The organism is Saccharothrix lopnurensis, from assembly GCF_042658445.1.
Taxonomy (GTDB): Bacteria; Actinomycetota; Actinomycetes; order Mycobacteriales; family Pseudonocardiaceae; genus Actinosynnema; species Actinosynnema lopnurensis.
This window is the reverse complement of the sequence record NZ_JBHSQO010000005.1, coordinates 25099-51906: the sequence shown is the minus strand read 5'-3', so window position 1 is coordinate 51906 and position 26808 is coordinate 25099. Positions and strand designations below refer to the sequence as shown.

30 protein-coding genes are annotated in these 26808 nt (G+C 74.2%); 11 read left to right on the top strand and 19 right to left on the bottom strand.

The annotated features are described in order from the left end of the window. Positions 1 to 128: 128 nt before the first annotated feature. Together ACFP3R_RS06920 and ACFP3R_RS06915 are read right to left on the bottom strand one after the other, a co-directional pair. The gene (locus ACFP3R_RS06920; RefSeq protein WP_380633913.1) at positions 129 to 569 is read right to left on the bottom strand and encodes a Trp biosynthesis-associated membrane protein; all 441 of its coding nucleotides are present in this window, start codon (positions 567 to 569) and stop codon (positions 129 to 131) included. A 268-nt stretch (positions 570 to 837) separates the two neighbouring features. Beyond that, the gene (locus ACFP3R_RS06915) at positions 838 to 2379 is read right to left on the bottom strand and encodes an anthranilate synthase component I (RefSeq protein ID WP_380633912.1); all 1542 of its coding nucleotides are present in this window, start codon (positions 2377 to 2379) and stop codon (positions 838 to 840) included. Between the two features lie 92 nt (positions 2380 to 2471). Here ACFP3R_RS06915 and ACFP3R_RS06910 point away from each other — a divergent pair, with 92 nt between their 5' ends. Beyond that, positions 2472 to 3143, top strand: coding sequence for a TetR/AcrR family transcriptional regulator (locus ACFP3R_RS06910; protein WP_380633911.1), 672 nt, complete (start codon positions 2472 to 2474; stop codon positions 3141 to 3143). On the opposite strand, the gene hisI is transcribed toward ACFP3R_RS06910, so the two are convergent. From hisI to hisF, 3 genes are read right to left on the bottom strand one after another with little or no spacing between them, the layout of a single operon-like run. Then, positions 3136 to 3480: a phosphoribosyl-AMP cyclohydrolase gene (gene hisI, locus ACFP3R_RS06905; RefSeq protein WP_380633909.1), complete on the bottom strand. Its 345-nt coding sequence runs from the start codon at positions 3478 to 3480 to the stop codon at positions 3136 to 3138. The two genes, ACFP3R_RS06910 and hisI, sit on opposite strands and share 8 nt — an antisense overlap. Beyond that, on the bottom strand, positions 3477 to 3851 hold the full coding sequence (locus ACFP3R_RS06900; RefSeq protein WP_380633908.1) for a hypothetical protein: 375 nt from the start codon (positions 3849 to 3851) through the stop codon (positions 3477 to 3479). The genes hisI and ACFP3R_RS06900 overlap by 4 nt, the downstream gene beginning before the upstream one ends. Further along, positions 3848 to 4621, bottom strand: a complete 774-nt coding sequence (gene hisF / locus ACFP3R_RS06895; protein WP_380633906.1) for an imidazole glycerol phosphate synthase subunit HisF — start codon at positions 4619 to 4621, stop codon at positions 3848 to 3850. Before hisF ends, ACFP3R_RS06900 begins: the two co-directional genes overlap by 4 nt. Before the next feature lie 217 nt (positions 4622 to 4838). On the opposite strand from hisF, the gene cspE reads away from it, so the two are divergent. The 3 genes from cspE (at position 4839) to ACFP3R_RS06880 (ending at position 6266) form a co-directional block, all read left to right on the top strand. Next, positions 4839 to 5042: a transcription antiterminator/RNA stability regulator CspE gene (cspE, locus tag ACFP3R_RS06890; protein ID WP_344034944.1), complete on the top strand. Its 204-nt coding sequence runs from the start codon at positions 4839 to 4841 to the stop codon at positions 5040 to 5042. 63 nt (positions 5043 to 5105) lie between these two features. Beyond that, the gene (locus ACFP3R_RS06885) at positions 5106 to 5480 is read left to right on the top strand and encodes a PPOX class F420-dependent oxidoreductase (RefSeq protein ID WP_380633904.1); all 375 of its coding nucleotides are present in this window, start codon (positions 5106 to 5108) and stop codon (positions 5478 to 5480) included. A gap of 60 nt (positions 5481 to 5540) precedes the next feature. Beyond that, on the top strand, positions 5541 to 6266 hold the full coding sequence (locus ACFP3R_RS06880) for a Clp protease N-terminal domain-containing protein (RefSeq protein WP_380633902.1): 726 nt from the start codon (positions 5541 to 5543) through the stop codon (positions 6264 to 6266). Here ACFP3R_RS06880 and priA read toward each other — a convergent pair. The 5 genes from priA to ACFP3R_RS06855 are packed head-to-tail and all read right to left on the bottom strand — an operon-like array spanning position 6229 to position 9693. Beyond that, entirely contained in the window at positions 6229 to 6963 is a 735-nt protein-coding gene (gene priA, locus ACFP3R_RS06875) for a bifunctional 1-(5-phosphoribosyl)-5-((5-phosphoribosylamino)methylideneamino)imidazole-4-carboxamide isomerase/phosphoribosylanthranilate isomerase PriA (protein WP_380633900.1), read from the bottom strand. The genes ACFP3R_RS06880 and priA overlap by 38 nt on opposite strands. 9 nt (positions 6964 to 6972) lie before the next feature. Further along, on the bottom strand, positions 6973 to 7608 hold the full coding sequence (hisH, locus tag ACFP3R_RS06870) for an imidazole glycerol phosphate synthase subunit HisH (RefSeq protein ID WP_380633899.1): 636 nt from the start codon (positions 7606 to 7608) through the stop codon (positions 6973 to 6975). A 13-nt stretch (positions 7609 to 7621) separates the two neighbouring features. Beyond that, the gene (locus ACFP3R_RS06865) at positions 7622 to 8098 is read right to left on the bottom strand and encodes a hypothetical protein (protein WP_380633897.1); all 477 of its coding nucleotides are present in this window, start codon (positions 8096 to 8098) and stop codon (positions 7622 to 7624) included. A gap of 9 nt (positions 8099 to 8107) precedes the next feature. Then, positions 8108 to 9007 carry a transketolase family protein gene (locus tag ACFP3R_RS06860; RefSeq protein ID WP_380633896.1) on the bottom strand — a complete coding sequence of 300 codons (900 nt, stop codon included), beginning with the start codon at positions 9005 to 9007 and terminating at the stop codon, positions 8108 to 8110. Next, a complete protein-coding gene (locus ACFP3R_RS06855; protein ID WP_380633894.1) occupies positions 9004 to 9693 on the bottom strand; it encodes a thiamine pyrophosphate-dependent enzyme in 690 nt (229 codons plus the stop codon). The genes ACFP3R_RS06860 and ACFP3R_RS06855 overlap by 4 nt, the downstream gene beginning before the upstream one ends. A 53-nt stretch (positions 9694 to 9746) precedes the next feature. Between ACFP3R_RS06855 and soxR the strand changes: the two genes are divergently transcribed. Together soxR and ACFP3R_RS06845 are read left to right on the top strand one after the other, a co-directional pair. Beyond that, on the top strand, positions 9747 to 10208 hold the full coding sequence (gene soxR, locus ACFP3R_RS06850) for a redox-sensitive transcriptional activator SoxR (RefSeq protein WP_380633892.1): 462 nt from the start codon (positions 9747 to 9749) through the stop codon (positions 10206 to 10208). A 35-nt stretch (positions 10209 to 10243) separates the two neighbouring features. Continuing rightward, positions 10244 to 10774: an RNA 2'-phosphotransferase gene (locus tag ACFP3R_RS06845; RefSeq protein ID WP_380633891.1), complete on the top strand. Its 531-nt coding sequence runs from the start codon at positions 10244 to 10246 to the stop codon at positions 10772 to 10774. A 4-nt stretch (positions 10775 to 10778) separates the two neighbouring features. Here the strand turns inward: ACFP3R_RS06845 and ACFP3R_RS06840 are convergent, their stop codons facing one another. The 4 genes from ACFP3R_RS06840 to hisD are packed head-to-tail and all read right to left on the bottom strand — an operon-like array spanning position 10779 to position 13947. Beyond that, entirely contained in the window at positions 10779 to 10934 is a 156-nt protein-coding gene (locus tag ACFP3R_RS06840; protein ID WP_380633889.1) for a hypothetical protein, read from the bottom strand. Further along, positions 10935 to 11534, bottom strand: coding sequence for an imidazoleglycerol-phosphate dehydratase HisB (gene hisB / locus ACFP3R_RS06835; RefSeq protein ID WP_380633888.1), 600 nt, complete (start codon positions 11532 to 11534; stop codon positions 10935 to 10937). Then, positions 11531 to 12634 carry a histidinol-phosphate transaminase gene (locus ACFP3R_RS06830; RefSeq protein WP_380633886.1) on the bottom strand — a complete coding sequence of 368 codons (1104 nt, stop codon included), beginning with the start codon at positions 12632 to 12634 and terminating at the stop codon, positions 11531 to 11533. Before ACFP3R_RS06830 ends, hisB begins: the two co-directional genes overlap by 4 nt. Further along, positions 12631 to 13947 carry a histidinol dehydrogenase gene (gene hisD / locus ACFP3R_RS06825; protein ID WP_380633885.1) on the bottom strand — a complete coding sequence of 439 codons (1317 nt, stop codon included), beginning with the start codon at positions 13945 to 13947 and terminating at the stop codon, positions 12631 to 12633. The genes ACFP3R_RS06830 and hisD overlap by 4 nt, the downstream gene beginning before the upstream one ends. Before the next feature lie 151 nt (positions 13948 to 14098). Here hisD and ACFP3R_RS06820 point away from each other — a divergent pair, with 151 nt between their 5' ends. The 3 genes from ACFP3R_RS06820 to ACFP3R_RS06810 all read left to right on the top strand — a co-directional run bounded on the left by ACFP3R_RS06820 (position 14099) and on the right by ACFP3R_RS06810 (position 19206). Next, the gene (locus ACFP3R_RS06820; protein WP_380633883.1) at positions 14099 to 15418 is read left to right on the top strand and encodes a M14 family metallopeptidase; all 1320 of its coding nucleotides are present in this window, start codon (positions 14099 to 14101) and stop codon (positions 15416 to 15418) included. A gap of 216 nt (positions 15419 to 15634) precedes the next feature. Beyond that, a complete protein-coding gene (locus ACFP3R_RS06815) occupies positions 15635 to 16618 on the top strand; it encodes an AAA family ATPase (RefSeq protein WP_380633882.1) in 984 nt (327 codons plus the stop codon). A gap of 140 nt (positions 16619 to 16758) precedes the next feature. Beyond that, the gene (locus ACFP3R_RS06810; protein WP_380633880.1) at positions 16759 to 19206 is read left to right on the top strand and encodes a S8 family peptidase; all 2448 of its coding nucleotides are present in this window, start codon (positions 16759 to 16761) and stop codon (positions 19204 to 19206) included. Between the two features lie 24 nt (positions 19207 to 19230). Here ACFP3R_RS06810 and ACFP3R_RS06805 read toward each other — a convergent pair whose 3' ends face one another. Then, complete coding sequence (locus ACFP3R_RS06805; RefSeq protein ID WP_380633879.1) at positions 19231 to 20361, bottom strand: aminotransferase class V-fold PLP-dependent enzyme; 1131 nt, start codon at positions 20359 to 20361, stop codon at positions 19231 to 19233. Positions 20362 to 20380: 19 nt separating this feature from the next. Further along, a complete protein-coding gene (locus tag ACFP3R_RS06800) occupies positions 20381 to 21925 on the bottom strand; it encodes an ABC transporter substrate-binding protein (protein WP_380633877.1) in 1545 nt (514 codons plus the stop codon). 29 nt (positions 21926 to 21954) lie between these two features. On the opposite strand from ACFP3R_RS06800, the gene ACFP3R_RS06795 reads away from it, so the two are divergent. Both ACFP3R_RS06795 and ACFP3R_RS06790 read left to right on the top strand, forming a co-directional pair. Next, a complete protein-coding gene (locus ACFP3R_RS06795) occupies positions 21955 to 22749 on the top strand; it encodes a carbon-nitrogen hydrolase family protein (RefSeq protein ID WP_380633875.1) in 795 nt (264 codons plus the stop codon). A gap of 108 nt (positions 22750 to 22857) precedes the next feature. Then, entirely contained in the window at positions 22858 to 23238 is a 381-nt protein-coding gene (locus ACFP3R_RS06790) for a PRC-barrel domain-containing protein (RefSeq protein WP_380633873.1), read from the top strand. Positions 23239 to 23302: 64 nt separating this feature from the next. On the opposite strand, the gene nadC is transcribed toward ACFP3R_RS06790, so the two are convergent. Genes nadC through nadA form a run of 3 tightly spaced genes read right to left on the bottom strand, consistent with a single transcriptional unit; the run spans position 23303 to position 26798 of the window. Continuing rightward, complete coding sequence (nadC, locus tag ACFP3R_RS06785) at positions 23303 to 24166, bottom strand: carboxylating nicotinate-nucleotide diphosphorylase (protein ID WP_380633872.1); 864 nt, start codon at positions 24164 to 24166, stop codon at positions 23303 to 23305. Continuing rightward, positions 24163 to 25782 (bottom strand): L-aspartate oxidase, encoded by a 1620-nt coding sequence (locus tag ACFP3R_RS06780; RefSeq protein WP_380633870.1) that lies wholly within the window; start codon positions 25780 to 25782, stop codon positions 24163 to 24165. The genes nadC and ACFP3R_RS06780 overlap by 4 nt, the downstream gene beginning before the upstream one ends. Then, positions 25779 to 26798, bottom strand: a complete 1020-nt coding sequence (nadA, locus tag ACFP3R_RS06775; RefSeq protein ID WP_380633868.1) for a quinolinate synthase NadA — start codon at positions 26796 to 26798, stop codon at positions 25779 to 25781. The genes ACFP3R_RS06780 and nadA overlap by 4 nt, the downstream gene beginning before the upstream one ends. Positions 26799 to 26808 lie beyond the last annotated feature (10 nt).

Sequence of the window (26808 nt, the reverse complement as noted above, 5' to 3'; positions counted from 1 at the left end):
TGCTCCCCTTCCCGCCACGAGGATGCTAACCCCGTGACGCACCTGCTCGGGCCACCGGGGTCGCGCTGTTCGCGCTGCTGACCGGGGCCCTCGCGAGCCGACGTGCGCGAACGTGCGGCGTCCGGGGGTCAGTCCCGATCAGTGGGGTCGTCGCCGCGCTCCAGGGCGTTCCACAGCTCGCGCTCGGGATCGGCGGTGCGCTCGACCGCGCCCGGCGCCCGGTAGCCGCCGCCCAGCTTCGGCATCGCCGCGCCCCGCACGAGCAGCAGCGCGCCGGCCGCCACCACCAACGCCGCGCCCGCGAGGACCAGGCCCCGCCCGGTCGGCGGGCCGTCGGCCCCGGCGCCCTGGACCCCGGCCGCGACGCCCGCGAGGAGCACCGCGCCGCCCAGCGCGCCCCGCGCCCACCCGCCGAGCGCCACCGCGGCGGCGATGGCGGCCAGGCACAGCAGCGCCAGGGGGACCAGGGCGGGCACCACGTCGCCGCCGTCGAGGTCGTCGGCGGCGTCCCAGGTCAGGCCGGAGGCGCCCCCGAGGGCGGCCGCGGCGGCCACGAGCAGGGCCACCACGATCCACAGTGGACGTCGTTGGGCAGCGCGGGCGCGCCTGGCGGCCTGGTCGGGGGCGGGATCGGGGTCGGCGCCGGGGTGGGGCTCGGGCTCGGCGCCGGGGCTGGACCCCGGGTCGGCCCTGGGCTCGGGCTCAGCACCGGGCTCAGCCCCGACCCCGGGCGCGGGCCCGCCACCGGGCTCGGGGCCGGGCGCGGCGCCGGCCCGGGACCCGGAGCCGGCCCCGCCGCCTGCCCCGGCCCCGGGCCCGGCCCCCGGCCGCTCCGGATCAGACACGAGCCGGTTCCGCCGCCGGGGCCATGGTCCCCGCCGTCGCGATCGCCGACAGCACCGCACCGGCCTTGTTCAGGCACTCGTTGTCCTCGGCCACCGGGTCCGAGTCGGCCACGATGCCCGCCCCCGCCTGCACGTACGCCACCCCGTCGCGGATCAGCGCGGTCCGGATCGCGATGGCGGTGTCCGCGTCGCCCGCGAAGTCCAGGTAGCCCACCACCCCGCCGTAGAGCCCGCGGCGGGTCGGCTCCAGCTCCTCGATCAGCTCCATCGCCCGCGGCTTGGGCGCGCCGGACAGGGTGCCGGCCGGGAAGCACGCCGCGACCGCGTCGAACGCCGTGCGCCCCTCGGCCAGCTCGCCGCTGACCGTGGACACGATGTGCATGACGTGCGAGTAGCGCTCGACCTTGAAGAAGTCGACCACGGTCACCGAGCCCGGCTTGCACACCCGGCCCAGGTCGTTGCGGCCCAGGTCGACGAGCATCAGGTGCTCGGCCCGCTCCTTGTGGTCGGCCAGCAGGTCCTTCTCCAGCAGCGCGTCCTCCTCCTCGTCCACGCCGCGCCACCGGGTGCCCGCGATGGGGTGCGTGGTCGCCTTCCCGTCCCGCACCGTGACCAGGGACTCCGGGCTGCACCCGACGATGTCGAAGTCCTCCAGCCGCAGCAGGTACATGTACGGGCTGGGGTTGGACGTGCGCAGCACGCGGTAGACGTCCAGCGGGTCGGCGGTGGTCCGCATCTCGAACCGCTGCGACAGCACGACCTGGAACGCCTCGCCGGCGCGGATCGCCTCCTTGGCCCGCTCCACCACGCCGCGGTACTCCTCCGGCGTCCGGCGGCGGGTGAACTCCGGCTTGGGCCGCGAGAACACGGCGGCCGTGGGCGGCGCGGGCGACTGGAGGTCCCGCGTCATCCGCTCCAGGCGCGCCACGGCGTCCTCGTAGGCGGCGTCCACGCGCTCCGGCGAGTCGTCCCAGTTGATGGCGTTGGCGATGAGCGTGACGGTGCCCTCGTGGTGGTCCAGCGCCGCCAGGTCGGTGGCCAGCATCATGACCAGCTCGGGCAGCCGCAGGTCGTCCTCGGCCAGCGACGGCAGCCGCTCCAACCGCCGCACGGCGTCGTAGCCGATGTAGCCGACCATGCCGCCGGTCAGCGGGGGCAGGCCGGGCAGCGGGTCGGTGCGCAGCACCTCGATGGTCTCGCGCAGCGCCGCCAGCGGGTCGCCGCCCTCGGGCAGGCCGACGGGGTGCTGGCCCTGCCAGTACGCCTCGCCGCCGGTGGCGGTCAGCGCGCCCGCGCTGCGCGCGCCGACGAACGACCAGCGCGACCAGGACCGGCCGTTCTCCGCCGATTCGAACAGGAACGTGCCGGGCCGGTCGGCCGCGAGCTTGCGGTACAGCCCGACGGGTGTCTCCGCGTCGGCCAGCAGCCGCCTCACCACCGGGACGACCCGCCGCTGGGCGGCGAGCTCGCGGAACTCCTCGCGCGTGGGGCTGATCTCGCCCAGACCGGTGCCTGCACCGATGACGCTCACCATGGGCGCCATTGTGCCCGGTGGGCACGGGGCGTCGGCGGGCCCGGTGGGCGGGGGCGACCCCGGGGCGCCCTATTTCATCACACGTTGAAAAAATGTCCGGTTTCGCCCATGATGGTGACGTGAACGAGAGCCCGCGACAAACCGAACCCAAGCGCCGGGGCCGCCGGGCCGGCGGCGAGGACACCAAGGCCGCCCTGCTGACCGCCGCCCGCGAGGTGTTCGTCGAGCGTGGTTTCGAGGGCGCGACCGTGCGGTCCATCGCGGCGCGGGCGGGCGTGGACGCGGCCATGGTCAACCACTGGTTCGGCAGCAAGGAGGGCCTGTTCGCCAAGGCCGTGCTCCAGGTGCCGATCGACCCGAACGTGCTGGTGGAACGTCTGCTCGACGGTCCGCGGGAGGAGGTCGGCGAGCGGATCGTGCGCAACTTCATCGCCATCTGGGACGCCACCGGGGGCGGGCAGTTCGCGGCCATGGTGCGCAGCATCACCTCGCAGGAGCAGGTCGCCGAGGTGCTGCGGCGGTTCTTCGTGCAGGTCCTGCTCAAGCGGCTCGTGTCCCACCTGGGCGCGCCGGACGCGGAGCTGCGCGCCACCCTGCTGGCCAGCCAGATCTTCGGCATGGGCGTGGTCCGGTACGTGGTGCGGTTCGAGCCGCTCGCCTCGGCGGACGTGGACACCGTGGTCCGGGCGATCGCGCCGACCCTCCAGCGCTACCTGACCGGCGACATCGGCACCGACCACGCCGGCACCGGCCACGTCAGCTGAGCAGCACGTCCGCGTCGAAGCAGGTGGCGTCGCCGGTGTGGCAGGCGGCGCCCTCCTGGTCCACGGTCAGCAGCACGGTGTCGCCGTCGCAGTCCAACCGCACCTCGTGCACCCGCTGGGTGTGCCCGGACGTCTCGCCCTTCACCCACAGCCGCTGCCGGCTGCGCGAGTAGTACGTGGCGCGGCGGGTGGTGAGCGTGCGGTGCAGGGCCTCGTCGTCCATCCACGCCACCATCAGCACCTCGCCGGTGCCGCGCCGCTGGGCGACCGCGCACACCAGGCCGTCCGCGTTGCGCTTGAGCCGGGCGGCGATGGACGGGTCGAGCGCGCTGGTCACCGCTGTCCTCCGGAGTAGTGGAGCCGGGCGGGCCGGGTGTTGAGCAGCACCACGGCGAACACGTGGGCGGCGGAGAGCACGCCGGACAGCACGCGCAACCACACCGGACCGTCGTTGAGCACGGCCAGCAGGTGGATGAGCCCCACCAGGCCGAACAGGCAGGCGGCGACCAGCCGCGCGGGACGCGGCCCGGCCGCCAGCCCGGCGACGGCCAGCAGCTCCAGCACCGCGATGATCACCGGGAACCGCAGCCAGGACGAGTCGGCCTCCACCTGCGCCTGGACCAGGCCCATGAGCACGAACGCCAGCGCGCCCGCCGTGCCGATCAGGATGGCGACCCGCGCCTCCACGGGTGCGTCGCGCAGCATCACCGGACCTCCACGCCCGCGTCGCGCAGGCCCCGCTTGACCTCGCCGATGCGCAGCGCGCCGAAGTGGAACACGCTCGCCGCGAGCACCGCGTCCGCGCCCTCGGCCACGGCGGGCGGGAAGTGGTCGACCTGCCCGGCCCCGCCGCTGGCGATCAGCGGCACGTCGACGGCCGCGCGGGTGAGCCGGATCAGCTCCAGGTCGAACCCGGCCTTGGTGCCGTCGGCGTCCATGGAGTTCAGCAGGATCTCGCCGACGCCCAGCTCCTGGCCGCGCGCGGCCCACTCGACCGCGTCGATCCCGGTGCCCCGGCGGCCGCCGTGCGTGGTGACCTCGAAGCCCGAGGGGGTCGGCCGCTCGCCCCCGGGCACGCGGCGCGCGTCGACCGACAGCACGACGCACTGCGCGCCGAACCGGCGGGACAGCTCGCCCAGCAGCTCGGGGCGGGCGATGGCGGCCGTGTTCACGCTCACCTTGTCCGCGCCCGAGCGCAGCAGCTTGTCCACGTCGTCGGCGCTGCGCACGCCGCCGCCCACGGTGAGCGGGATGAACACCTGCTCGGCGGTGCGGCGGACCACGTCGAAGGTGGTCTCGCGGTCGCCCGACGAGGCCGTCACGTCCAGGAACGTCAGCTCGTCGGCGCCCTCGGCGTCGTAGGCCCGCGCCAGCTCGACCGGGTCGCCCGCGTCGACGAGGTCGGTGAAGTTGACGCCCTTCACCACCCGGCCCCGGTCGACGTCCAGGCAGGGGATCACGCGCACCGCTACTGACATGGGTAAAAGCCTACGGGGCACCCTCGTTCGGGCGGCGCGAGACCGGGGGGCCGGCAATCCCGGGAGAAGTGTGGTTAACTGATGGAGGTCGTAGGTTTTGTGTCGTGTCTTCACGCTCGCGAAACGGCGTTTGAGCGTGTGACTCCTCTGAGGTCCATACGCCCGGACCGGCCGCAGTGGGTGCGTCCGCCCCGCTGGAAGTGGTATGAGGAGAAAAATGGCTAACGGCACCGTGAAGTGGTTCAACTCGGAGAAGGGCTTCGGCTTCATCTCCCCCGAGGACGGCGGCGCGGACGTGTTCGTGCACTACTCGGAGATCCAGAGCGGCGGCTACCGCAGCCTGGAGGAGAACCAGCGCGTGAGCTTCGACGTGGGTCAGGGCGCCAAGGGCCCCCAGGCCACCAACGTCACGGTTATCTGACCTGACCGGTCAGTGAGGGCCCCGTCCGGCATCGTCCGGGCGGGGCCCTTACCGTGTGCGGGCATGGGCCTGGGAGACGGCAAGTACCTGTTGTTGACGACGTACCGCAAGAACGGCACGCCCGTGCCCACCCCCGTGTGGGTGGTCGGGGACGGCGGAGCGGTCTACGCCTGGTCGGCGGCCGACGCGGGCAAGGTCAAGCGCATCCGCCGCAGCGGTGAGGTCGAGGTCGGGCCCTGCGACGTGCGGGGCAACCCCACGGGGCCGCAGGTGCCGGGGCGGGCGCGGCTGCTCGACCGGGCCGACAGCGACCGCGTGCGGGACCTGATCGCGAAGAAGTACGGGGTGTTCGGGCGGCTCACGCTGCTGGGCAGCCGCCTGCGCCGGGGCAGGGAGGGCACGGTCGGCATCGAGATCACGACCTCAACCGCGGACTGACGATCCGGTGCCGTCAACCACGGGTTGACGATCCCGGCACCGTCAACCTAGGGTTGACGGATGGTCACCACGCCGGTCCAGCTCACCGACCTCATCGTCGCGGTCGCGACGGAGCACGGGGACGTGCTGGGCCGGCTGACCGCCGCCGTGCGGCTCAGCGGCGAGCTGGACGAGCTGGGCGACCACCTCATCGGCCACTTCGTGGACGAGGCGCGGCGGGCGGGCGCGAGCTGGACCGACATCGGCGAGAGCATCGGCGTGACCAAGCAGGCCGCGCAGAAGCGGTTCGTGCCCAAGGAGTCGGCGGAGCTCAGGCCGAGCTTCGACCGCTACACCGACCGGGCCCGCCGCGTCGTCGTGCTGGCCCGCCACCACGCCCGGTTCAGCGAGCGCATCGGCACCGAGCACCTCCTGCTGGGCCTGCTCGACGAGTCCGGCGGGCTGGCCGCCAAGACGATCGCCGCGCTGGAGGCGTCCGAGGGCACCACGCGGCTGGTGCTGCTCAACGCGCTGGACCCGACCGGCAGGCAGCCACCCGCGCAGCAGCTGTTCACCGCCCGCTGCAAGAAGGCGCTGGAGCTGGCCGTGCGCGAGTCGCTGCGGCTCGGGCACCGCTTCGTGGGCACCGAGCACGTGCTGCTGGGCCTGCTCGCCGTCGGCGAGGGCACGGCGGCCGAGGTCCTGATGGCCACGGGTGTGACCAGGGAGGCCGCCGAGGCCCACGTGGTGGCGGCGATCGAGGCCGCGATCAGCCGCGGACCGCGGCCAGTGCGTCCGGGAGCGTGAACGCGCCCGCGTAGAGCGCCTTGCCCACGATCGCGCCCTCCACGCCGTCCCGGTTCAGCGCGGCCAGCGCCACCAGGTCGGCCACGCTGGACACCCCGCCGGAGGCGATGACCGGCGCGTCGGTGCGCGCGCACACCTCGCGCAGCAGGTCCGCGTTCGGGCCCTGGAGCGTGCCGTCCTTGCTCACGTCGGTCACCACGTAGCGGGCGCAGCCGTCGCGGTCCAGCCGCTCCAGCACGTCCCACAGGTCGCCGCCGTCGGTGGTCCAGCCGCGCCCGGCCACCCGGTAGCCGCGCTCGCCGATGCGCACGTCCAGGCCGACCGCGACCTTGTCGCCGTGCTCGGCGATGGCCTTCGCGCACCACACCGGGTCCTCCAGGGCGGCCGTGCCCAGGTTCACCCGCGCGCAACCGGTGGCCAGCGCGGCGGCCAGCGACTCGTCGTCGCGGATGCCGCCGGACAGCTCCGCCTTCACGTCGAGCCGCCCGATCACCCGGGCCAGCAGCTCGCGGTTGCTCCCCCGGCCGAACGCGGCGTCGAGGTCCACCAGGTGGACCCACTCCGCGCCGTCGCGCTGCCAGGCGAGCGCGGCGTCCAGCGGGTCGCCGTAGGAGGTCTCGGTGCCGGCCTCGCCCTGGACGAGCCGGACCGCCTGGCCATCGGCCACGTCAACGGCCGGGAGCAGCGTGAAGGTCACGCGAACAGCCTAGTTGAGGGTGCCGAGCCAGTTCTCCAGCAGGTGCGCGCCCGCGTCGCCGGACTTCTCCGGGTGGAACTGGGTCGCCCACAGCGGCCCGTTCTCGACCGCCGAGACGAAGTCGTCACCGCCGTGCGAGGACCACGTCACCAGCGGCGCCCTGAGCGGGCCGCCCTCCGGCAGCTCCCACCGGCGCACCGCGTAGGAGTGCACGAAGTAGAACCGGGTGTCCGGGTCCAGGCCCGCGAACAGCCGGGTCCCCCCCGGTGCCCGGACCGTGTTCCAGCCCATGTGCGGCACGACCGGGGCCTCCAGCCGCTCGACCGTGCCCGGCCACTCGCCGCAGCCCTCGGACTCCACGCCGTGCTCGATGCCCCGCTCGAACAGGACCTGCATGCCCACGCAGATGCCCAGCACCGGACGGCCGCCGGCCAGCCGCTGCCCGATCAGCCGGCCGCCCCGGACCGCGTTCAGGCCCTCCACGCACGCCGCGTACGCGCCCACGCCGGGCACCACCAGGCCGTCGGCGTCGAGGGCCGCCCGGTGGTCCGCCGTGACCTCCACCTCGGCGCCGACGCGCTGGAGCGCGCGCTCGGCGGAGCGGAGGTTGCCGGATCCGTAGTCCAAAACGACGACTCGTGCCACAACGCCCAGGCTACTAGGCCAGCGGTGAGCCGCCCTGCGTCACGGGCACCACGGGCAGCACGGTGTTGATCGGCAGGCCCGCCCCGGACGGGAGGTTGGTCACCCAGGCGTCCGCGCGGCCCTCGTCGACCAGGGCCCTGACCTCGGTCACGTCGCCGGGCAGGTCCGCCGCGCCGGGCCGGGCGTCGAGCCGCCACCAGCGGACGAGCCCGACCAGCCGGCGGGGCGCCCCCGTGTAGCCGGCCGCCTCGCCGTCCGTCCACACCTCACCGGCCGGGCTCCAGCGCACCAGCAGCGCGGGCACGCCGGTCCGGCGCACCTGCTCGGCCAACCGCAGCGCCGCCGGGAACCCGATCTGCCTGCGCGGCAGCAGCACCGTCCCGGACGTCACCGGGACCAGCGCGGCCGGGCCCACGACCGCGCGGTGCAGGTTCAGCTGGAGCTCCGCCGTCGGCGCGGGTGTCCAGATCAGGGTTCTCGGCACGCTCACGGGTAGGGATCATGCCGCAGCCGCCGGGTGGTCGAACATCCGACGCGCGGCCGCGGCCACGCCGAGCACGTCGAGGTCGTGCGCCGAGTCGTGGTCCTCGGCGGTGCCGTAGGCGCGCAGCTCGGCGTCCCGCCGCACGCCCAGCGACCGCAGCCGGTGCGGCACGTCGGCCAGCGCCTCGGCCACGTGGTGCGCGGACGTGCCCTCCAGGTAGGGCTCGACCAGCAGCACGTCGGCCCGGCCGGTCCGCGCGACGGCCGCGCGCAGCCCGGCGGCGTCGAACGGGCGGACCCGCGAGGCGTACAGCACGGTCACGTCGGTCCCCTCGGTGGCGGCCAGGGCGGTGTCGAGCAGCGGCCCGACCGCCACCACCACGCCCCGCCCGCCGCGCCGCACCTCGGTGAACCCCTCGACCACCGGGAGCGGCGCGGCGTTCTGCCGCAGGGACAGCCTGAGGTAGACCCGGTCGTCACCGGCCAGCGCGGCCCGCACGACCGGCTCCACCTCGCCCGCGTGGCCGGGCACGTGCACGGTCCAGCCGGGCAGCGTGTCGAGCAGCGCCACGTCGCCGGGCGCCTGGTGCGTGCGGCCCCACGCCGGGTCGTCGTAGGAGCCGCCGATGCCGACCAGCACCCCGCCCACGTCCTGGTGCCCGAAGTCCAGCTTGACCTGCTCGAACGGCCGCTCGACCAGGAACGGCGCGTAGCTGTGCACCACGGGCCGCAGCCCGGCCAGCGCCAGCCCCGCGCCCACGCCGACCATGGCCTGCTCGCGGATGCCGACGTTGATCAGCCGGTCCTGGGGCCGGAAGGCGTCGCGCGAGATCTCCGCGATCACCACGACCACGCGCGGGTCGTGCCGCATGACCTCCTCGACGGTGTCCACGAACACCTGCCGCATGGTCGTCATCGCCCCTCCTCGATCCGCGCCACCACGACCAGCGGCCGCCCGGTGTGCTCCCGCGTGAGCGCCGCGTGCAGCGCGCCCTGGTCCCTTCCATCCACAGTGGACGACTGCCACCCCTCGACCTCGAACCGGCGCGCCACGCCGCCGGGCCAGCCGTGCGTGCCGGACTCGTTGTCCACCACCACGGTGGTGAGCCGGTCCAGCGCCAGCCGCCCGGCCAGCGCGATCGCCTCGTGGTTGCTGCCCTCGTCCAGCTCGGCGTCGCCGACCAGCACCACCGTCCGGGCGGCGCGCCCCTGGAGGCGCAGGCCCAGCGCGGTGCCGACGGCGATCGGCAGGCCGTGGCCCAGCGACCCGCTGCCGATCTCGACGCCGGGCACCAGCACGCGGTCCGGGTGCTGCCCCAGCGGCGAGTCCCACGCCGTCCAGTCGTCCAGGGTGGACGGTTCCAGGTAGCCCTTGGCCGCCAGCACCGCGTAGTAGGCCATCGGCCCGTGCCCCTTCGACAGCAGGAACCGGTCGCGGTCCGGGTCGTCCACCCGGTCCGGCGAGACGTCCAGCACCCGGTCGTAGAGCACCCACAGCACGTCGAGGGTGGACGCGGCCGCCCACTCGTGCTTCTCGTCCCCGGTCATCCGCCGGAACAACGCGCGCAGCTCCGCGTGCGCCGGCTCGCTCGTGACTGCCATGACCCCAGCGAACAACCTCGACTTAAGTCGAGGTCAACCCATAGGATGGGCACGTGAGCAAGTTGCCCGACACGTTGACCATCGGCCAGGTGGCCGACCGCAGCGGCGTGCCGCACACCGCCCTGAGGTTCTACGAGGAACGGGGGCTCATCGCGTCCGAGCGGACCGCGGGCAACCAGCGCCGGTACGCGCGGTCGGTGCTGCGCCGGCTGGCGTTCATCCGCACCGCCCAGCGGGTGGGGCTCTCGCTGGAGGACGTGCAGCAGGCGCTGGCCGCGCTGCCGGACGGCCGCACGCCGACCAAGTCCGACTGGAGCAGGCTGTCCACCACCTGGCAGGCCGAGCTGGACGCGCGGATCGACGCGCTCCAGCGGCTGCGCGACCGGCTGACCTCGTGCATCGGGTGCGGGTGCCTGTCGCTGCGCAGCTGCTACCTGCACAACTTCCAGGACGAGCAGGCCGCGAACGGCCCCGGCGCGCCGAAGCTCAAGCCGGCCGGCGAGGGCGGGCTGTAGGAAACCCGCTTGCGGCGGCGTGCTGGACTGGGTCGGTGCGGGAAGAAGAGGTGATCCGCCTGTCGAAGCGGATGTCCAAGGTGCTCCGCCACGACCCGGGGCGGGCGGGCCTGGTGCTCGACGCGGCCGGCTGGGTGGACCTGGACGAGTTCGTGGCGGCGCTCGGCGTGGGCCGGGACCACGTGCTGGAGGTCGTGGCGCTCAACGACAAGAAGCGCTACGAGGTGGTCGACGGGCGCATCCGCGCCAGCCAGGGCCACAGCGTGCCCGTGGAGCTGGGCCTGGCCGCGGCCGAGCCGCCCGCAGTGCTCTACCACGGGACGGTGGGCACGGCGCTGCCCGACATCCTGCGCGACGGGCTGCGGCCCATGAGTCGGCACGACGTGCACCTGTCGGCGACCGTGGAGACGGCCGTGCGGGTCGGGTCGCGCCGGGGCAGGCCGGTGGTGCTGGAGGTCGACGCGGCGGCCATGCGCGCCGCCGGCCACGAGTTCCGGGTGAGCGCGAACGGCGTGTGGCTGGCCGCCGCGGTGCCGCCCGCCTACCTGCGGGAACACCCGGCATGAGCCCCTACAGCAGCCAGAGCAGCACGCCGCCCAGGGCCAGCGCGGTCAGCACCGCGAGCACCACCGACAGGCCCCGGGCGGTCTTCCACGTGCTGTAGACCCCACCGCCCAGGAACCCCGCCAGCGCGAGCAGGCCGAGGACGACCAGCTCCTTCGACACCTAGAGCACACCCTTCGTGGAGGGCACGCCGCCCACGCGGGGGTCCGGCTCCACGGCCGCGCGCAGCGCCCTGGCGATCGCCTTGAACTGCGCCTCGGTGATGTGGTGCGGGTCGCGGCCGTACTCGACGCGCACGTGCAGGGCGATGCCCGCGTGGAACGCCAGCGAGTCGAACACGTGCCGGTTGAGCACGAACGGGTAGTTCCCGCCGATGGTGAAGGCGTTGAACTGCTCCGGCTCGCCCACGTGCACGCAGTACGGGCGGCCGGACACGTCCACCGCCGCGTGCGCCAGCGTCTCGTCCATCGGGATCCAGGCGTCGCCGAACCGGCGGATGCCCTTCTTGTCGCCCAGCGCCTCGCGCAGCGCCTGCCCGAGCACGATCGCCACGTCCTCCACGGTGTGGTGCGCGTCGATCTCCACGTCGCCGGTCGCCCGGACCACCAGGTCGAACGACCCGTGCACGCCCAGCGCGGTCAGCATGTGGTCGTAGAACGGCACCCCCGTGGCGATCTCGACCTGCCCGGTCCCGTCGAGGTCCACCTCGACGCGCACCGACGATTCCCTGGTGGTCCGCTCCACCTTGCCGACCCGGCTCACCGGTCAACCTCCTTGCTCGCCGCGAGGAACGCGTCGTTCTCCGCCGGGGTGCCGACCGTCACCCGCAGGTGCCCGGTGATGCCGACGTCCCGGATGAGCACACCGCGCTCCAGGTAGGACCGCCACGCGGCCCGCGTGTCGGTGAACCAGCCGAACAGCACGAAGTTCGCGTCGCTCGGCACGACCGAGAAGCCCAGCTCGGACAGCTCGGCCACCACCCGGTCCCGCTCGGCGGCGAGCTTCGCCACCGAGCCCAGGGTCTCCGGCGCGTGGCGCAGGGCCGCGCGCGCCGCCGCCTGGGTCAGCGCGGACAGGTGGTAGGGCAGCCGGACCAGCAGCAGCGCGTCCACCACGGCGGGCGCGGCGGCCAGGTAGCCCAGCCGCCCGCCCGCGAACGCGAACGCCTTGCTCATGGTCCGGCTCACGATCAGCTTCGCCGGGTGCTCGGCCAGCAGCTCCACCGCGCTCGGCCGCGAGGAGAACTCCGCGTACGCCTCGTCCACCACGACCACGCCCGGCGCGGCCTCGACCAGCACGCGCAGGTCGTCGAGCGGCAGGCTCTGCCCGGTCGGGTTGTTCGGGCTGGTCGCGAACACCACGTCGGGCGCGCGCTCGGCGATGACCTCCGCCGCCCGCGCCACGTCCAGCGAGAAGTCCGCGCGGCGCGGCGTGGGCGCCCACTCGGTGCGCGTGCCCGCCGCGATGATCGGGTGCATCGAGTACGACGGCTCGAAGCCCAGCGCCGTGCGGCCCGGCCCGCCGAACGCCTGGAGGACCTGCTGGAGGATCTCGTTCGACCCGTTGGCCGCCCACAGGTTGGCCGCGGTCAGCGGCACGCCCGTGGCCGACGCCAGGTAGGCCGCCAGGTCCTCGCGCAGCGCCACCGCGTCCCGGTCCGGGTAGCGGTGCAGCTCGGCCGCCACCGCCGCGACCTCCTTGGCCACGTCCTCGACCAGGGCGGGCGACGGCGGGTACGGGTTCTCGTTGGTGTTCAGCCGCACGGGCACGTCGAGCTGGGGCGCGCCGTAGGGCGTGCGGCCGCGCAGGTCCTCCCGCAGGGGGAGGTCGCTCAGCTCCACCCGCTCCCCGACCGGCCTCATCCGCCGAACCTCGCGGTGACCGCCTGGCCGTGCGCGGGCAGGTCCTCTGCGTTGGCCAGCGCCACGACGTGCGGCGCGACCTCGCGCAGGGCCTCCTCGCTGTAGTCCACGACGTGGATGCCCCGCAGGAAGGTCTGCACCGACAGCCCCGACGAGTGCCGCGCGCAGCCGCCGGTGGGCAGCACGTGGTTCGAGCCCGCGCAGTAGTCGCCCAGCGACACCGGCGAGTGCGCGCCCACGAACACCGCGCCCGCCGCCCGCACCCGGGCGGCCACCTCGCGGGCGGAGGCGGTCTGGACCTCCAGGTGCTCGGCCGCGTACACGTCGACCACCCGCAGGCCCTCGTCCACGCTCGACACCAGCACGGTGCCGGACTGCCGGCCGCGCAGCGCGGTGCGGACGCGCTCGCTGTGCTTGGTCGCGCCGACCTGCCGCTCCAGCTCGACGTCCACCGCGTCGGCCAGCTCCACCGAGGTGGTCACCAGCACGCTCGCGGCCAGCGTGTCGTGCTCGGCCTGGCTGACCAGGTCGGCCGCCACGTGCACCGGGTCGGCGGTCTCGTCGGCCAGGATCGCGATCTCGGTGGGCCCGGCCTCGGAGTCGATGCCGATCAGGCCGCGCAGCAGCCGCTTGGCCGCGGTCATGTAGATGTTGCCGGGCCCGGTCACCACGTCGACGGGCTCCAGGGGCGAGCCGTCGGTGTCCGTGCCGCCGTAGGCCAGCAGGGCGATCGCCATGGGGCCGCCCGCGCTCCACACCTCGGTCACCCCGAGCAGCGCGGCGGCGGCCAGGATCGTCGGGTGCGGCAGGCCGCCGAACTCCGCCTGCGGCGGCGAGCAGACCACCAGCGACCCGACCCCGGCGATCTGCGCCGGCACCACGTTCATCACCACGGTGGACGGGTAGACGGCCAGGCCGCCGGGCGCGTAGAGGCCGACCCGGGCGACCGGCACCCACCGCTCGGTCACCGTCCCGCCGGGCACGACCTGGGTGGTCGTGTCGGTCCGGCGCTGGTCGGCGTGGACCCGGCGGGCGCGGGCGACGGACTCCTCCAGGGCGGCGCGCACGGCCGGGTCCAGCTCGACCAGCGCGCGCTCCAGCTCGGCGGCGGGCACCCGGACGGCGGCGGGGCGGACGTGGTCGAACCGCTCGGTGTGCTCCAGCACGGCCTCGACGCCGCGGTCCCGGACGTCCTCCACGATCGGCCGCACGTGGTGCAGCACCGCGTCCACGTCGACCTCGGCGCGCGGCAGCGCGGCGCGCAGTTCGGCGGCGGACGGGACCCGACCTCGCAGGTCGATGCGGTTGAGCATGGTCCAAGGGTAAGCGGTCGCGAATTCCGTCAACTGTCAGCCCGGGACCGATGTGGTGAACCCGACCAACGGGGGCTACCTCGATCCGTGATCGAAGGGCAACGCTGCGTGGGCACATCTCCGTCGCAACCCTGCCCATGATGGAGGCTCCATGTTCAGCAAGCGGCGCGGCCTCGTGGCCGCCGCGCTGGTCGCGAGCGCGACCCTGGTGCTCCCCCTGCACACCGGGTCCGCGCAGCCGGCGACGGCCCAGGCGCCCCAGCGCACCGTCTTCGAGGTCACCGCGACCACGCCGGAGGCCCGCACGAAGATCGCCCGGACCGGGGTCGACGTGCTCGGTCAGACCGGCGACAAGCTCACCGTCATCGCCGAACCACGCCAGCACCTGCTGCTGCGCGCCACCGGGTTGCCCCTGAACAACCTCGGTGACGCGGACGCCCAGCTCGCGGACCTGGGCAAGGCGGACTTCACCGACCCGACCGGCGAGGTCGGCGCGCAGGACTTCCCGTCCGGCTACACCGGCTACCACAACTTCGCGGAGATGACCGCCGAGCTGAACCAGGCCGTGGCGGACCACCCGAACCTGGTCTCGCTGCGCAGCATCGGCAAGTCCTACCAGGGCCGCGACCTGTGGGCGGTCAAGATCAGCGACAACCCCTCGGTCGACGAGTCCGAGCCCGAGGCGCTGTTCACCTGCAACCAGCACGCCCGCGAGCACCTGACCGTGGAGATGTGCCTGCACATCATCAAGCGGTACACGGACAACTACGCGTCCAACTCGGCCATCAAGAGCACGGTCGACAGCCGGGAGATCTGGGTCATCCCCAGCGTCAACCCGGACGGCGCGGAGTACGACATCGCGACCGGCTCGTTCCGGGCGTGGCGCAAGAACCGGCAGCCGAACTCGACCGCCACCGGCACCGACCCCAACCGCAACTGGGGCTACCAGTGGGGCTGCTGCGGCGGCTCCAGCGGCAGCGGGTCCAGCGACACCTACCGCGGCACGGCGGCGTTCTCCGCGCCGGAGGTCGCCCGGGTCCGCGACTTCACCAACAGCCGCGTGGTCGGCGGTGTGCAGCAGATCAAGTCGCACATCGACTGGCACACGTTCTCGGAGCTGATCCTCTGGCCGTACGGCTACACCTACAACGACACCGCGGCCGGCCTCGACGCCACCCAGGCCAACGTGTTCCAGACGATGGGCCGGCGGATGGCCTCGCTGAACGGGTACACCCCGCAGCAGGCCAGCGACCTCTACATCACCGACGGCTCGGTGGACGACTGGATGTGGGCCGCCCACAAGATCTGGAGCTACACCTTCGAGATGTACCCGAGGTCGGCCAGCGGCACGAGCGGCTTCTACCCGCGCGACACCCTGATCGCCGCCCAGACCTCGCGCAACGACACCGCGGTCCAGCTGCTGCTGGACTACACCGACTGCGTCCCGCGCATCACCGGGCGCACCTGCTGACGGCCGCCAGGGCCTGATCCAGCTCGGCGGGCTCGACCGGTGGCGCGGAGACGCGCGCCACCGGTCGAGCCCGCCCGGTCGTTCACCCGGGGTTCCACGCGAACCCCGGGTGAGCAGCCGGAACGCACCGGGCGTGGGAAGCTGGCGGGAGCGCCGGCGCTATCGTTCGGCGGCGGCCGAGCGTCCCGTCCGCGCGCGGCAGGAGGTGAGGATCCGGTGGCAACGGCGGACCAGGTCAAGGCACTGGTCAAGAGTCACGGGGAAGGCGACGACACCCGGTTCTACTCCGTCGCGCTCCAGGTCGCCGCAGGTGCGGCCCGCAACGGGCACGGGAGGTTCGCCCAGGAGCTGAAGGAGCTGGTCGACACCCTGCGCCGGCGGTCGACGTCCGCGGTCGCGCACGGCAAACTCGTCGCGGTCGCGCAGCCCCGCGGTGAACTCGCCCAGCTGTTGAGCGTGAGCTACCCGGAACTCACCCTGGCCGACATGTCGCTCAGCCCGGACGTGCGGCAGCGGCTCGAGCGCATCATCCTGGAACAGCGCCAGGCCGATCGCCTGCACTCGTACGGCTTCCAGCCGGTTCGGCGCCTGCTGCTCACCGGGGCACCGGGAACCGGGAAGACGATGTCGGCCAAGGTCATGGCGGGCGAGCTGCGGCTGCCGCTCTTCGCGATCCGCCTCGACGGGCTGATCACGAAGTTCATGGGCGAAACCGCCGCCAAGATGCGCCTGATCTTCGACGCCCTCGCCGAGACCCGGGGGGTGTACCTCTTCGACGAGGTGGACGCGCTGGCCGGCGAACGGGTCCACGGCAACGACGTCGGCGAGATCCGAAGAGTTCTCAACTCCTTTCTGCAGTTCTTGGAAGGCCATTCCTCCGAGAGTCTTCTGATCGCCGCGACCAACCACCCGCAACTCCTCGATCGGGCGATTTTTCGTCGATTCGATGCGGTGATCGAATATCCTGTTCCCGATCCTGCGGTGGCTCGGCAGGTGATCAGGAACCGGTTGGCCACCGTGGACGTCGCGGGGTTGAACTGGGCGGAGATCGATCGAGCCGCCGAGGGGTTGAGCCAGGGCGAAATCACGATCGCCGCCGAACTCGCCGCGAAGGACGCGATCCTGACCGGTGGCGGACCGGTGACCACGGTGGCGTTGTGCAGTGCCCTGCAGGCCCGGAGGGCCGACCACACCGGTTGATCGACGTTCGAGGGTGCATGGCGGAGCGCGACAAGACCCACCTGATCATCTCTGGCCGCTGTTCCGCCGCCGACTACACGCCCGTCGGCTCGGGTGGAGATACCCGGGAGCCCCCCTCGCCGGCGGACCGACGCGCTCACGTGACCTCGATCCGCCGCGGGCTCGAAGCGGCCGAGCACGAGGCCCGCGCTCGGCGGGAGCGCGGCCAGGTCGTCGTGCCGGACGCCGTGCCCGGCACCTACGTGACGTTCGAGAGCTTCCCCGGCATCGAACTGGCGCTGGACAGCCTCGACCCCCGTACCGGGACCACCCACCCCGAACTCCGCTCGGTCCGCGTCGACGAGGTTGACGGGCAGTGCGTGCAGTGGGCGACGGTCTTCGTGCCCGAGGGCACGATGAGCTACTTCTTCAAACGCCTGGACGAGTACCTCGCCTCCGCCGACAAGAACAACCCCGCCAACCGCAACCTCGTGGACCGGGTCCACGCCGTTCGCCTGGCCTCGGTCGAAGCGCTGTGGACCGATCCGGCCACGCGGTTCCCCGCCGTGGACGAGCAGGTGTGGTGGGAACTGTGGCTGCGCCGCCGGGACGGTGCCGAACCGGCCAGGTTGCGCGCCTACGCCGACGGTGTCGACATGCGGGTCGGCAGCCGGGCCCTCGGGTTCGGCACCCGGACCGTGGTCCTCGTGCGCACGACAGCGCGACAGCTGATCTCGGCCCTGGCGGTCCTCGACGACATCGCCGAGTTGCGCGGCCCCCACCACCGCGCCGAATTCCTGGCGGACGAGGACGCCGCGACGCAGGGTGGGTTCATCGACGACCTGGCCCGGCTGGTGGTGCCGGCCGGGGCGAGCGCTCCCGCCGTCTGCGTGGTGGACACCGGGGTGCACCGCGCGCACCCCCTGTTGAACGGTTCCCTCGAACCGAGGGACTGCCACGTCGCGGACCCGCGGTGGCCCGCCGAGTTCGACGACGACGGCCACGGAACCCGGATGGCCGGCCTCGCGCTCTACGGCGACCTGGCCGAGGCCGTGAACGCCAACAGCCCCGTCCACCTGCGGCACAGGCTGGAATCGCTCAAGCTGCTCCCGCCACCCGGCTTCCCGGACAACGAGCCCCACCTCTACGGCGCGATCACCGCTGCGGGCGTCGCAGCGGTGGAGATCGGTGGAACCCGTCGACGCCGCGCGTACTCGATGGCCGTCACCGCCGTCACCCCCGCACCGTCCCCGGACGGCACGGGTAAGCCGGTGTCGGGCAAACCGACCTCCTGGTCGGCCTCGCTGGACGCCTTGGCCGCGGGGCGCGGTGTCGTCGAATCCGGCACCGGCCTGACGCTGCTCGACGAAGCCGACCCGGACGCGCACCGGCTGTTCATCGTGTCCGCCGGCAACGTGACCGCCTTCGACCACGACCACCTGGCCCGGAGCGACGTCGAACCCGTGCAGGACCCGGCACAAGCCTGGAACGTGCTCACGGTCGGGGCCTTCACCGAGCGGGACAAGTTCGCGGACTCACCCGCCGTCTACGACGGATGGAGCCCGCTCGCCCCGCGGGGTGAGCTGTCACCCTTCAGCCGCACCTCTGTCTCGTTCGGCACCAGGTGGCCGGTCAAGCCGGAGGTCGTCCTGGAGGGGGGCAACGTCGCCGAGTCCCCCGACGGCTCGGAACGCCATTCCGTGGGCGCGCTGGAGCTGCTGACCACCCGCGCGCCCATGACCCGCTCGACGGCGGGGAGCAGCCGTCAGCTGACCACCGCGGGCGCCACCAGCGCCGCCACGGCTCAGGCAGCCCACCTCGCCGCCCGGATCACAGCCGACTACCCGGCGCTGTGGCCGGAAACCGTACGGGGCCTGATCGTTCACTCCGCCGAGTGGACCCCGGCCATGCTCGCCCGCCTGGAAGGGATGTCGAAGAAGCGGGACAAGCGCGTTTTCCTGCGCCGCTACGGCATGGGGGTCCCCGACCTCACGAGGGCCACCCGGAGCGCCGAGGACGCGCTGACCCTCATCACGCAGGAGACCATCACGCCGTTCCGGGCCGACAAGCTCGGGGAGATCCACTTCCACGACCTCCCCTGGCCGACGGACGTGCTCACCGACCTCGGCGCCACCGCCGCCCGGCTACGGGTGACCCTGTCCTACTTCATCGAGCCCAACCCGGCCCGGCGCGGGTGGAACGGCCGCTACAACTACGCCTCCCACGGTCTGCGGTTCGACGTGCGGCGTTCGACGGAGTCCGACGAGGAATTCCACAAACGCCTCAACCGCAAGGCCCTGGACGAAGGCGAGAAGCGCCCTGCCCCGGCCGGGGAAACCGGGGAATGGGTCTTCGGACCCGAGGCCCGACGCACTTCCGGTTCACTGCACACCGACATCTGGACCGGGACCGCGGCCGGGTTGGCGCGACGCGGGGTGCTGGCGGTCTACCCGGTCGGCGGTTGGTGGAAGGAACGAGCCGCGCGCGGCCGGGTCGACCACGACGCCCGCTACGGCCTCGTCGTCTCCATCTCGACCCCCGGCGTCGACACCGACATCTGGACCCCGGTGGCCCAGCAGGTGGGTGTCGCGACGACGATCACCACGTGATCGACCCGGTCCCGCAAGACCCGGTCACGGGCGCAAGCCGCCGATCGCCGCCAGGGCCTGATCCAGCTCGGCGGGCTCGACGAAGTAGTGCGGCGACGCCCGCACCACCTCGTCGAGCCCGCGTCGGCCCATGTCCAGCAGCGTGGACGACGCGCCGCTGGTGCTCACCACCACGCCCTCGGCGGCCAGCCGGTCCCGCACCTCCTGCGGCGCGACCCCCGCCACGGTGAACGTGACGATGCCGGACCGCCGCACGCCCACGTCGTGCACCGCCACCCCGGGCAGCCCGGCCAGCCCCTCCCGCAGCCTCCCGGCGCGCTCGGCCACCTCCCGCTCGATTACGTCCAGCCCCCGGGCCAGCGCGTGCCGGGCCGCCGCGATGAGGCCCAGCCGGTCGGCCACGCTCGACTCCCAGATCTCGTAGACCCGCGCGTCCCGCCGCAGCCGCACCTCGCGCGGCCCCACCCACTCGGCGCCGTGCAGGTCCACCAGCCGCGGCCGGAGGCGGTCGGCCGCCGCGCGCCGCACCACCAGCACGCCGGTGCCCCGAGGGCCCCGCAGCCACTTGCGGCCGGTGCCGGAGATCAGGTCCGCGCCCAGCTCGTCGGCCCGCACGGGCAGCTGGCCGATCGACTGGCACGCGTCCAGCAGCACCAGCGCGCCCACCCGGTGCGCCGCCTCGACCACCTCGCGCACCGGGTTGACCAGGCCGCTGTTGGTGGGCGCGTGCACCAGGGACACCAGCTTGACCCGCTCGTCGAGCGCCTCCTCCAGCGCCTCCAGGTCGAGCTGGCCGCTCGCGTCGGACGGCACCGCGTCGACCTCGTACCCGGCCTCGCGGGCGCGGTGCAGGATCGGGATCGCGGTGCCCGCGTACTCGGCCTCGCTGATCAGCACCCGGTCGCCGGGGCCGAGCGGCACCGCGTCGAACGCGGCCAGCCACGACCGGGTGGCGCTGTCGGTGAAGGCGATTTCGTCGGGTTCGGCGCCCAGCAGCTCCGCCAGCACGCCGTACCCCGCGGCCAGGTCGTCGGCGCGCTCCCGGGCGGCCGCGTACCCGCCGATCTCGGCTTCCCGCCGCAGGTGCCCGACGACCTCGTCCAGCACCTCCCGCGGGGGCAGCGACGAACCGGCGGAGTCGAGGAAGGCGATCACGTGCGGTCCTCCAGGTGGGCTAGCGGGGCGTCCACTTCTCCAGGTTCCACCACGGCCCCCACGACAGCGCGCCGCGCGTGTAGGGGTCCACGACCTCCTGGTAACCGTTCCAGTTCTCGCGCACCACGTACGTGTGCTGCACCGAGGCCAGCACGACCATGCCCGGCGCGGCCACGTACGCCCGCTGGAGCTGCTTGTACGCCGCCGCACGCTGGGCCGGGTCCAGCAGCGACCGCCCGGCGTCCAGGGCCGCGTCCACCTGCGGGTTCGCGTAGCCCCACGGGTTGCCGGTGTGCAGCCGCTGGTGCACGGCCAGGTCGGGGTCGAACGGGCTGCCGCCGCCGTGCAGCAGGGCGTCCGCGCCGAGCCGGGCCGGGATGGCGTCCCAGCCCAGGCCGGCCAGCTGCACCTCCACGCCGACCGCCTTGGCGTCCGCGGCGAACCCGGTGGCCAGGTCGGCGCGCACCACGTCGCCGATCGGGTACATGAGCGTGAACCGGGCGGGCACGCCGTCGCGCGCGCGCACGCCGTCCGGGCCGCGCGACCAGCCCGCCTGGTCGAGCAGCAGCTCGGCCTGGGCCCGGTCGTGGGTGAACTCGGCGGCGGTCTCGACGAACTCCGGCAGCGCGGCGGGCACCGGCGTGCTCTCCGGGGCGCCCTTGCCGCCGAGCAGGTTGTCCACCAGGCCCTTGCGGTTGACCGCGTGGTTGAGCGCCATCCGGATGGCGCCGTCGCCGGTCACCGGGCCCGCGGGCATGGTCACCGCGCGCAGGTCGGCGCTGCGGTGGGTGAGCACGCGCATCCCGTTGGCGTTGCCGAACGCGGCGGCCAGCCGGGGCGGCAGCTCGGTGCCGTCGAACTCCCCCGCCTGCATCCGCTGGGCGCGCGTGTTGTCGTCCGGCACGAACACCACGGTCAGCTTGCGGATCTCCGGCTCGCCGCCGAAGTGGGCGGCGTTGGCCTCCAGCACCATCCGGTCGCCCCTGGCCCACTCGACCAGCCGGTAGGGACCGGTGCCGACCGGGGTGACGTCCGCCAGCGGCACGCCCAGGGCCTCGCTGGGCAGGATGCCGAGCACCAGCAGGTGGGGGAACGCCGCCCGGGGCCGCGCGAGGGTGAACCGGACGGTGTCCGCGTCCAGCTGCTCCACGCCGGTCAGCCCGTCGTAGGCGGCGCGCTCGGTCGAACCGGCCGCCGGGTCCAGCAGCGCCCGGTAGGTGGCCACCACGTCCTCGGGCCCGAAGGTCGTGCCGTCGGTGAACGCGACGTCCCGCCGCAGCTGGACGGTCCAGCTCAGGCCGTCGGCGGCGGGGGTCGGCGGCTCGGCGGCCAGCCGGGGCCCCACGGAGCCGTCCGCCCGGTGCTCGACCAGGCCGTCGTAGATCTTGGACACGCCCTCGCGGCCGTAGCCGAGCAGCGGGTTCAGCGTGGTCGGCTCGACCGCGTCGGCCAGCACGAGCGCGCTGCCGTCCGGGGTGCCCGCCGCGCTCGGTGTGGTGTCGCCCGTGCACCCCGCGGCGGCGAGGAGGGCGGCGACGACGAGCGTGGGCAGGAGGGGGCGCACGGAACCCGACACTACCTAGAGTGGGAGGTATGCGCGTCGCCCTGTGCCAGATCACCTCCTCCGCCGACCCGGCGGCCAACCTCGACCTGGTGCGCGTCGAGACCGCGCGCGCCGCCGAGCGGGGCGCGGGGGTGGTGGTGTTCCCGGAGGCCGCCATGTGCCGGTTCGGCGTGCCGCTCGGCCCGGTGGCCGAGCCGCTGGACGGGCCGTGGGCCGGCGCGGTGCGCGGCATCGCCGAGGAGCACGGCGTGGTCGTCGTGGCGGGCATGTTCACCCCGGCGCCGGACGGCCGGGTGGCCAACACCCTGCTGGTCACCGGCGGCGGCCACCACGCGGGGTACGACAAGATCCACCTGTTCGACGCGTTCGGCTTCGCCGAGTCGCGCACCGTCGCGCCCGGCGCCCAGCCGGTGGTCTTCGCCGTGGACGGCATCGTGTTCGGCCTGGCCACCTGCTACGACGTGCGGTTCCCCGAGCTGTTCCGGTCCCTGGCCGACCGGGGCGCGACGGCCGTGCTGCTGTGCGCGTCGTGGGGCGCCGGTCCGGGCAAGCGGGAGCAGTGGGAGCTGCTGGTCCGCGCCCGCGCGCTGGACTGCACGTCGTGGGTCCTGGCGTGCGGCCAGGCCGAGCCCCCGGTGGGTCCCGAGGGGGCCGGCGACGGGGGCGCGCCGACCGGCATCGGGTTCAGCACGGTGGCCTCGCCGCTGGGCGCGGTGGTCGAGCAGCTGGGCGCGGAGCCCGGGGTGGTCCTGGTCGACGTGGACGCGGGCAGCGTCGAGCAGGCGCGCCGCACCCTGCCGGTGCTGGTGAACCGCAGGCTCTGACCCCTTCCGGGGGAGGCTCATCACCCGTGCGGGTGGCCCACGGCGAACCGCGCGAGCAGGCCGGGAAGCCCTCTGTCGCAGGTCCACGACAGCGAAGGGAACCCGGCCATGAGCGACCAGGCCGAAGTCGACCGCCTGTACGAGTGCGAGGTCATCGACGAGCACGGCGAGCGGATCGGCGCGGTGAAGCAGATCTGGCTCGACGACCGCGACGGGCGGCCCGTGTGGGCGTCGGTGCACACCGGCCTGCTCGGGCTCAGGGAGACGTTCGTCCCGATCCGGGACGCGACCGTGGGCACCGGCACCATCACCGTGCCCCTGGCCAAGCGGACGGTGCGGGGCGCGCCGCGGATCGACGTCTCCGACCAGCACATGTCGCGGGAGCAGCAGGACGAGCTGTGCGCGTACTACGACCCGACCCCCGACCCGCGCGGCGGGGACCACGACCGGCTGGAGCGGCCCGCGACCGACGACCCCGGCCGGTCCTGACGCGGGCCGACCCGACCGCGCCCGCACCCCCACGGGCACGGGCGCGGGCGCGGGCGCGGTCACGTCACCGCAGGTCCAGCCCCAGGTCGAGGGCCGGCGCCGAGTGCGTCAGCCCACCCACGGCGAGGTAGTCCACCCCCGTCTCGGCGTAGGCGCGGGCCACGTCCAGGGTCAGCCCGCCGGACGCCTCCAGCCGCACCCCGCCCGCGCGCCGCACGGCCTCGGCGCAGTCGGCGACGGTGAAGTTGTCCAGCAGCACCAGCTCCGCGCCCTCCGCCACCGCCTCGTCCAGCTGCGCCAGCGAGTCCACCTCGACCTCGCACGACAACCGCGGCGCGTGCGCGCGCACGGCGGCCATCGCCGCGCGCACCGACCCGGCCGCCCGCACGTGGTTGTCCTTGATCAGCACCGCGTCGCCGAGGCCCAGCCGGTGGTTGACGCCGCCGCCGCACCGCACCGCGTACTTCTCCAGCAGCCGCAACCCGGGCAGGGTCTTGCGGGAGTCCCGGATCGCCGCCTTCGTGCCCGCGACCTCCGCCACCCACGCGGCGGTCAGCGTGGCGATCCCGGACAGGTGGCACACCAGGTTCAGCGCGGTGCGCTCGGCGGTGAGCAGCCCGCGCACCGGACCCCGCAGCACCAGCACGGGCTCACCCGGCACCGCCTTGTCGCCATCGGTCCGCTGCTCGAACACCTCCACCTCGGTGACCTGCCGGAACACCTCCAGCGCCACGGGCAGGCCGGCGAGCACGCCCGCCGCGCGGGGCGTCACCTCCGCCACCGCCACCGCGTCGGCGGGCACGGTCGCCTCGGTCGTGGCGTCGGGCCCGTACCGCAGGTCCTCCGCCAGCGCCGCGGCGATCACCCGGCGCACGTCGTCCGGGTCGAGCCCGGGAACCGGTCCCGCGAGCGGGTTGTCCACCGTCATGCCACTCCCCTCGCCGCCGCCACCGGGTCGGCCAGCACGGGCTGACCCGAGGGGTTGAGCCGGACCACCTGGCCGCGCCCGCCCCGCGCGTCGTCCCGCGCCGGGAAGTCGGTGCGCACGTGGCAGCCGCGCGACTCCTCGCGCTCGGCCGCCGCCGCGATCAGCGCCCGCGCCGCCACCGTCAGCGCCGCGTCCTCCACCAGCTCCCGCGTGCCCAGCACGCGGTCCGCGGTGGACAGGTCGAGCACCGAGCCGACCACCGCCAGTCCCTCGGCGTCGCGGCCGATCGCCGCGTACCGGGACATCACCCGTTGCAGCGAGTCCCGGTCCGCCACCGGCGCGACCGGGAGTTCGGCGGTGCCGGAGCAGCGCGCCAGCACGCCCATCGCCAGGTCCGCCGCGACCGCCGCGGCCGCCCTCGTGCCGACCACCAGGCCCTCCAGCAGGCTGTTGGACGCCAACCGGTTCGCGCCGTGCAGCCCGGTCCGCGCCACCTCGCCCGCCGCGTACAGGCCGGTCACCCCGGTGCGGCCGTCCACGTCGGACACCACGCCGCCGCACGCGAAGTGCGCCGCGGGCGCCACCGGGATCGGCTCGCGCGCCGGGTCGACGCCGGCCGCCGCGCACGCCGCCCGCACGGTCGGGAACCGCTCCGCGAACCCCGGGACGCCGGTGGCGTCGAGGAACACGTGGTCGTCCACGCCGCCGGGAGCGCCCGCCAGGTGCCGGGTGATCGCCGCCGCGACGACGTCGCGGGGCGCCAGGTCCTCCAGCGGGTGCACGCCGCGCATGACCCGCGCGCCGGTCGCGTCGACCAGCACCGCGCCCTCGCCGCGCACCGCTTCCGTGACCAGCGGGCACCGGCCGCGCGCGCCGCGCCCGGTGTAGAGCACGGTCGGGTGGAACTGCACGAACTCCACGTCGGCCGCCACCGCGCCCGCCCGCAGCGCCAGCGCCAGCCCGTCGCCGGTCGCCACCTCCGGGTTGGAGGTGGCCTGGTAGAGCTGGCCCAGGCCGCCGCTGGCCAGCAGCACCGCGGGGGCGGTCAGCACGCCGGGCACGCCGTTGCCGTCCAGGACCAGCAGCCCGCACACCTGCCCCAGCGGCGTGCGCACCGCGTCCACCGCGACGTGGTCCTCCAGCACGGGCACCAGCCCGTCCAAGGCCGCGGTCAGCAGGGCCCGCTCGACCTCCGCGCCGGTCGCGTCGCCGCCCGCGTGCACCACGCGGAACGCCGAGTGCCCGCCCTCCCGCGTGCGCGCCAGCCGGCCGTCGGGCGCGGCGTCGAACACCGCGCCGCGCTCGCGCAGCCGGGTCACCGCCGCGGGCCCGCCCGCGATGATCGCCCGCACGGCGTCCTCGTCGCACAGGCCCGCGCCCGCCACGAGGGTGTCGCGCACGTGCGCGTCCACCGAGTCGTCCTCGTCGTGCTCGCCCGGCAGCACCACCGCGACGCCGCCCTGGGCCCACCGGGTGTTGCCGTCCGAACCGGACGCCTTGGTGACCACCAGGACCCGCAGCCCCAGCTCACGCGCGCGCAGCGCCGCCGTCAGCCCGGCCACCCCGGTGCCCACCACGACCAGGTCGGCGCGGGCCTCCCACAGGACGCCGGTCATTCGCCGCCGCCGGGCTTCCCGATCTCGATCATGCGCTGCACGGCCCCGCGGGCGCGCTCCGCCGTACCCGGGTCCACGTGCACCTCGTCGCGGTTCTCGCGCAGCGAGCGCAGCAGGGCCGCGGGCGTGATCATCTTCATGTACCGGCACGACGCCCGGTCGTTGACCGCCCGGAAGTCGATCTCCGGCGCGGCGCGGCGCAGCTGGTGCAGCATCCCGACCTCGGTCGCCACGAGCACGGACTTCGCGCTGGTGCGCCGGGCGGCGGTGATCATGTCGCCGGTCGAGAGGATCTTCACCTTGTCCGCGGGCACGGCGCCCTCGCCCGCGAGGTACAGCGCGGAGGTCGCGCAGCCGCACTCGGGGTGGATGAACAGGTCGGCGTCGGGGTTCGCCGCCGCCCGCTCGGCCAGCTCGGGGCCGTTGATGCCCGCGTGCACGTGGCACTCGCCCGCCCAGACGCGCAGGTTGTCCCGGCCGGTCTCGCGCTTGACGTGCGCGCCGAGGAACTGGTCGGGCAGGAACAGCACCTCCCGGTCGGCCGGGATCGAGGCCACCACGTCCACCGCGTTCGACGAGGTGCAGCAGATGTCGGTCTCCGCCTTCACCTCCGCGGTGGTGTTCACGTAGGACACCACCACGGCGCCGGGGTGCTCGGCCTTCCAGGCGCGCAGCTGCTCGCCGGTGATCGAGTCGGCCAGCGAGCAGCCCGCGCGCTCGTCCGGGATCAGCACGGTCTTGTGCGGGGCCAGGATCTTGGCGGTCTCCGCCATGAAGTGCACGCCGCAGAACACGATGGTGGACGCGTCGCTCGCGGCCGCGATGCGGCTGAGGGCCAGCGAGTCACCGGTGTGGTGGGCGATGTCCTGGATCTCGGGCAGCTGGTAGTTGTGCGCGAGGATGACCGCGTCCCGCCGGCGCGCCAGCTCCAGCACCTCGTCCCGCCAGTCGGCGTCGGGCGCGATGCCGTCGTAAGCGCCGTCCGAGGCCCGCTCCACATAGGCGGTAGCGACCATGCTTCCTCCT

What these genes read in the sequence shown, in the direction of transcription:
- hisD (WP_380633885.1), bottom strand. Translation starts at nt 13,947, where the DNA reads ATGCTCAACCGCATCGACCTGCGAGGTCGGGTCCCGTCCGCCGCCGAA.
- ACFP3R_RS06830 (WP_380633886.1), bottom strand. Translation starts at nt 12,634, where the DNA reads ATGAGGCCGGTCGGGGAGCGGGTGGAGCTGAGCGACCTCCCCCTGCGG.
- ACFP3R_RS06855 (WP_380633894.1), bottom strand. Translation starts at nt 9,693, where the DNA reads ATGGCAGTCACGAGCGAGCCGGCGCACGCGGAGCTGCGCGCGTTGTTC.
- ACFP3R_RS06795 (WP_380633875.1), top strand. Translation starts at nt 21,955, where the DNA reads ATGCGCGTCGCCCTGTGCCAGATCACCTCCTCCGCCGACCCGGCGGCC.
- ACFP3R_RS06910 (WP_380633911.1), top strand. Translation starts at nt 2,472, where the DNA reads ATGTCCGGTTTCGCCCATGATGGTGACGTGAACGAGAGCCCGCGACAA.
- ACFP3R_RS06860 (WP_380633896.1), bottom strand. Translation starts at nt 9,007, where the DNA reads ATGACGACCATGCGGCAGGTGTTCGTGGACACCGTCGAGGAGGTCATG.
- ACFP3R_RS06915 (WP_380633912.1), bottom strand. Translation starts at nt 2,379, where the DNA reads ATGGTGAGCGTCATCGGTGCAGGCACCGGTCTGGGCGAGATCAGCCCC.
- ACFP3R_RS06820 (WP_380633883.1), top strand. Translation starts at nt 14,099, where the DNA reads ATGTTCAGCAAGCGGCGCGGCCTCGTGGCCGCCGCGCTGGTCGCGAGC.
- ACFP3R_RS06790 (WP_380633873.1), top strand. Translation starts at nt 22,858, where the DNA reads ATGAGCGACCAGGCCGAAGTCGACCGCCTGTACGAGTGCGAGGTCATC.
- ACFP3R_RS06880 (WP_380633902.1), top strand. Translation starts at nt 5,541, where the DNA reads ATGGTCACCACGCCGGTCCAGCTCACCGACCTCATCGTCGCGGTCGCG.
- ACFP3R_RS06780 (WP_380633870.1), bottom strand. Translation starts at nt 25,782, where the DNA reads ATGACCGGCGTCCTGTGGGAGGCCCGCGCCGACCTGGTCGTGGTGGGC.
- ACFP3R_RS06885 (WP_380633904.1), top strand. Translation starts at nt 5,106, where the DNA reads ATGGGCCTGGGAGACGGCAAGTACCTGTTGTTGACGACGTACCGCAAG.
- hisF (WP_380633906.1), bottom strand. Translation starts at nt 4,621, where the DNA reads ATGTCAGTAGCGGTGCGCGTGATCCCCTGCCTGGACGTCGACCGGGGC.
- nadC (WP_380633872.1), bottom strand. Translation starts at nt 24,166, where the DNA reads ATGACGGTGGACAACCCGCTCGCGGGACCGGTTCCCGGGCTCGACCCG.
- nadA (WP_380633868.1), bottom strand. Translation starts at nt 26,798, where the DNA reads ATGGTCGCTACCGCCTATGTGGAGCGGGCCTCGGACGGCGCTTACGAC.
- cspE (WP_344034944.1), top strand. Translation starts at nt 4,839, where the DNA reads ATGGCTAACGGCACCGTGAAGTGGTTCAACTCGGAGAAGGGCTTCGGC.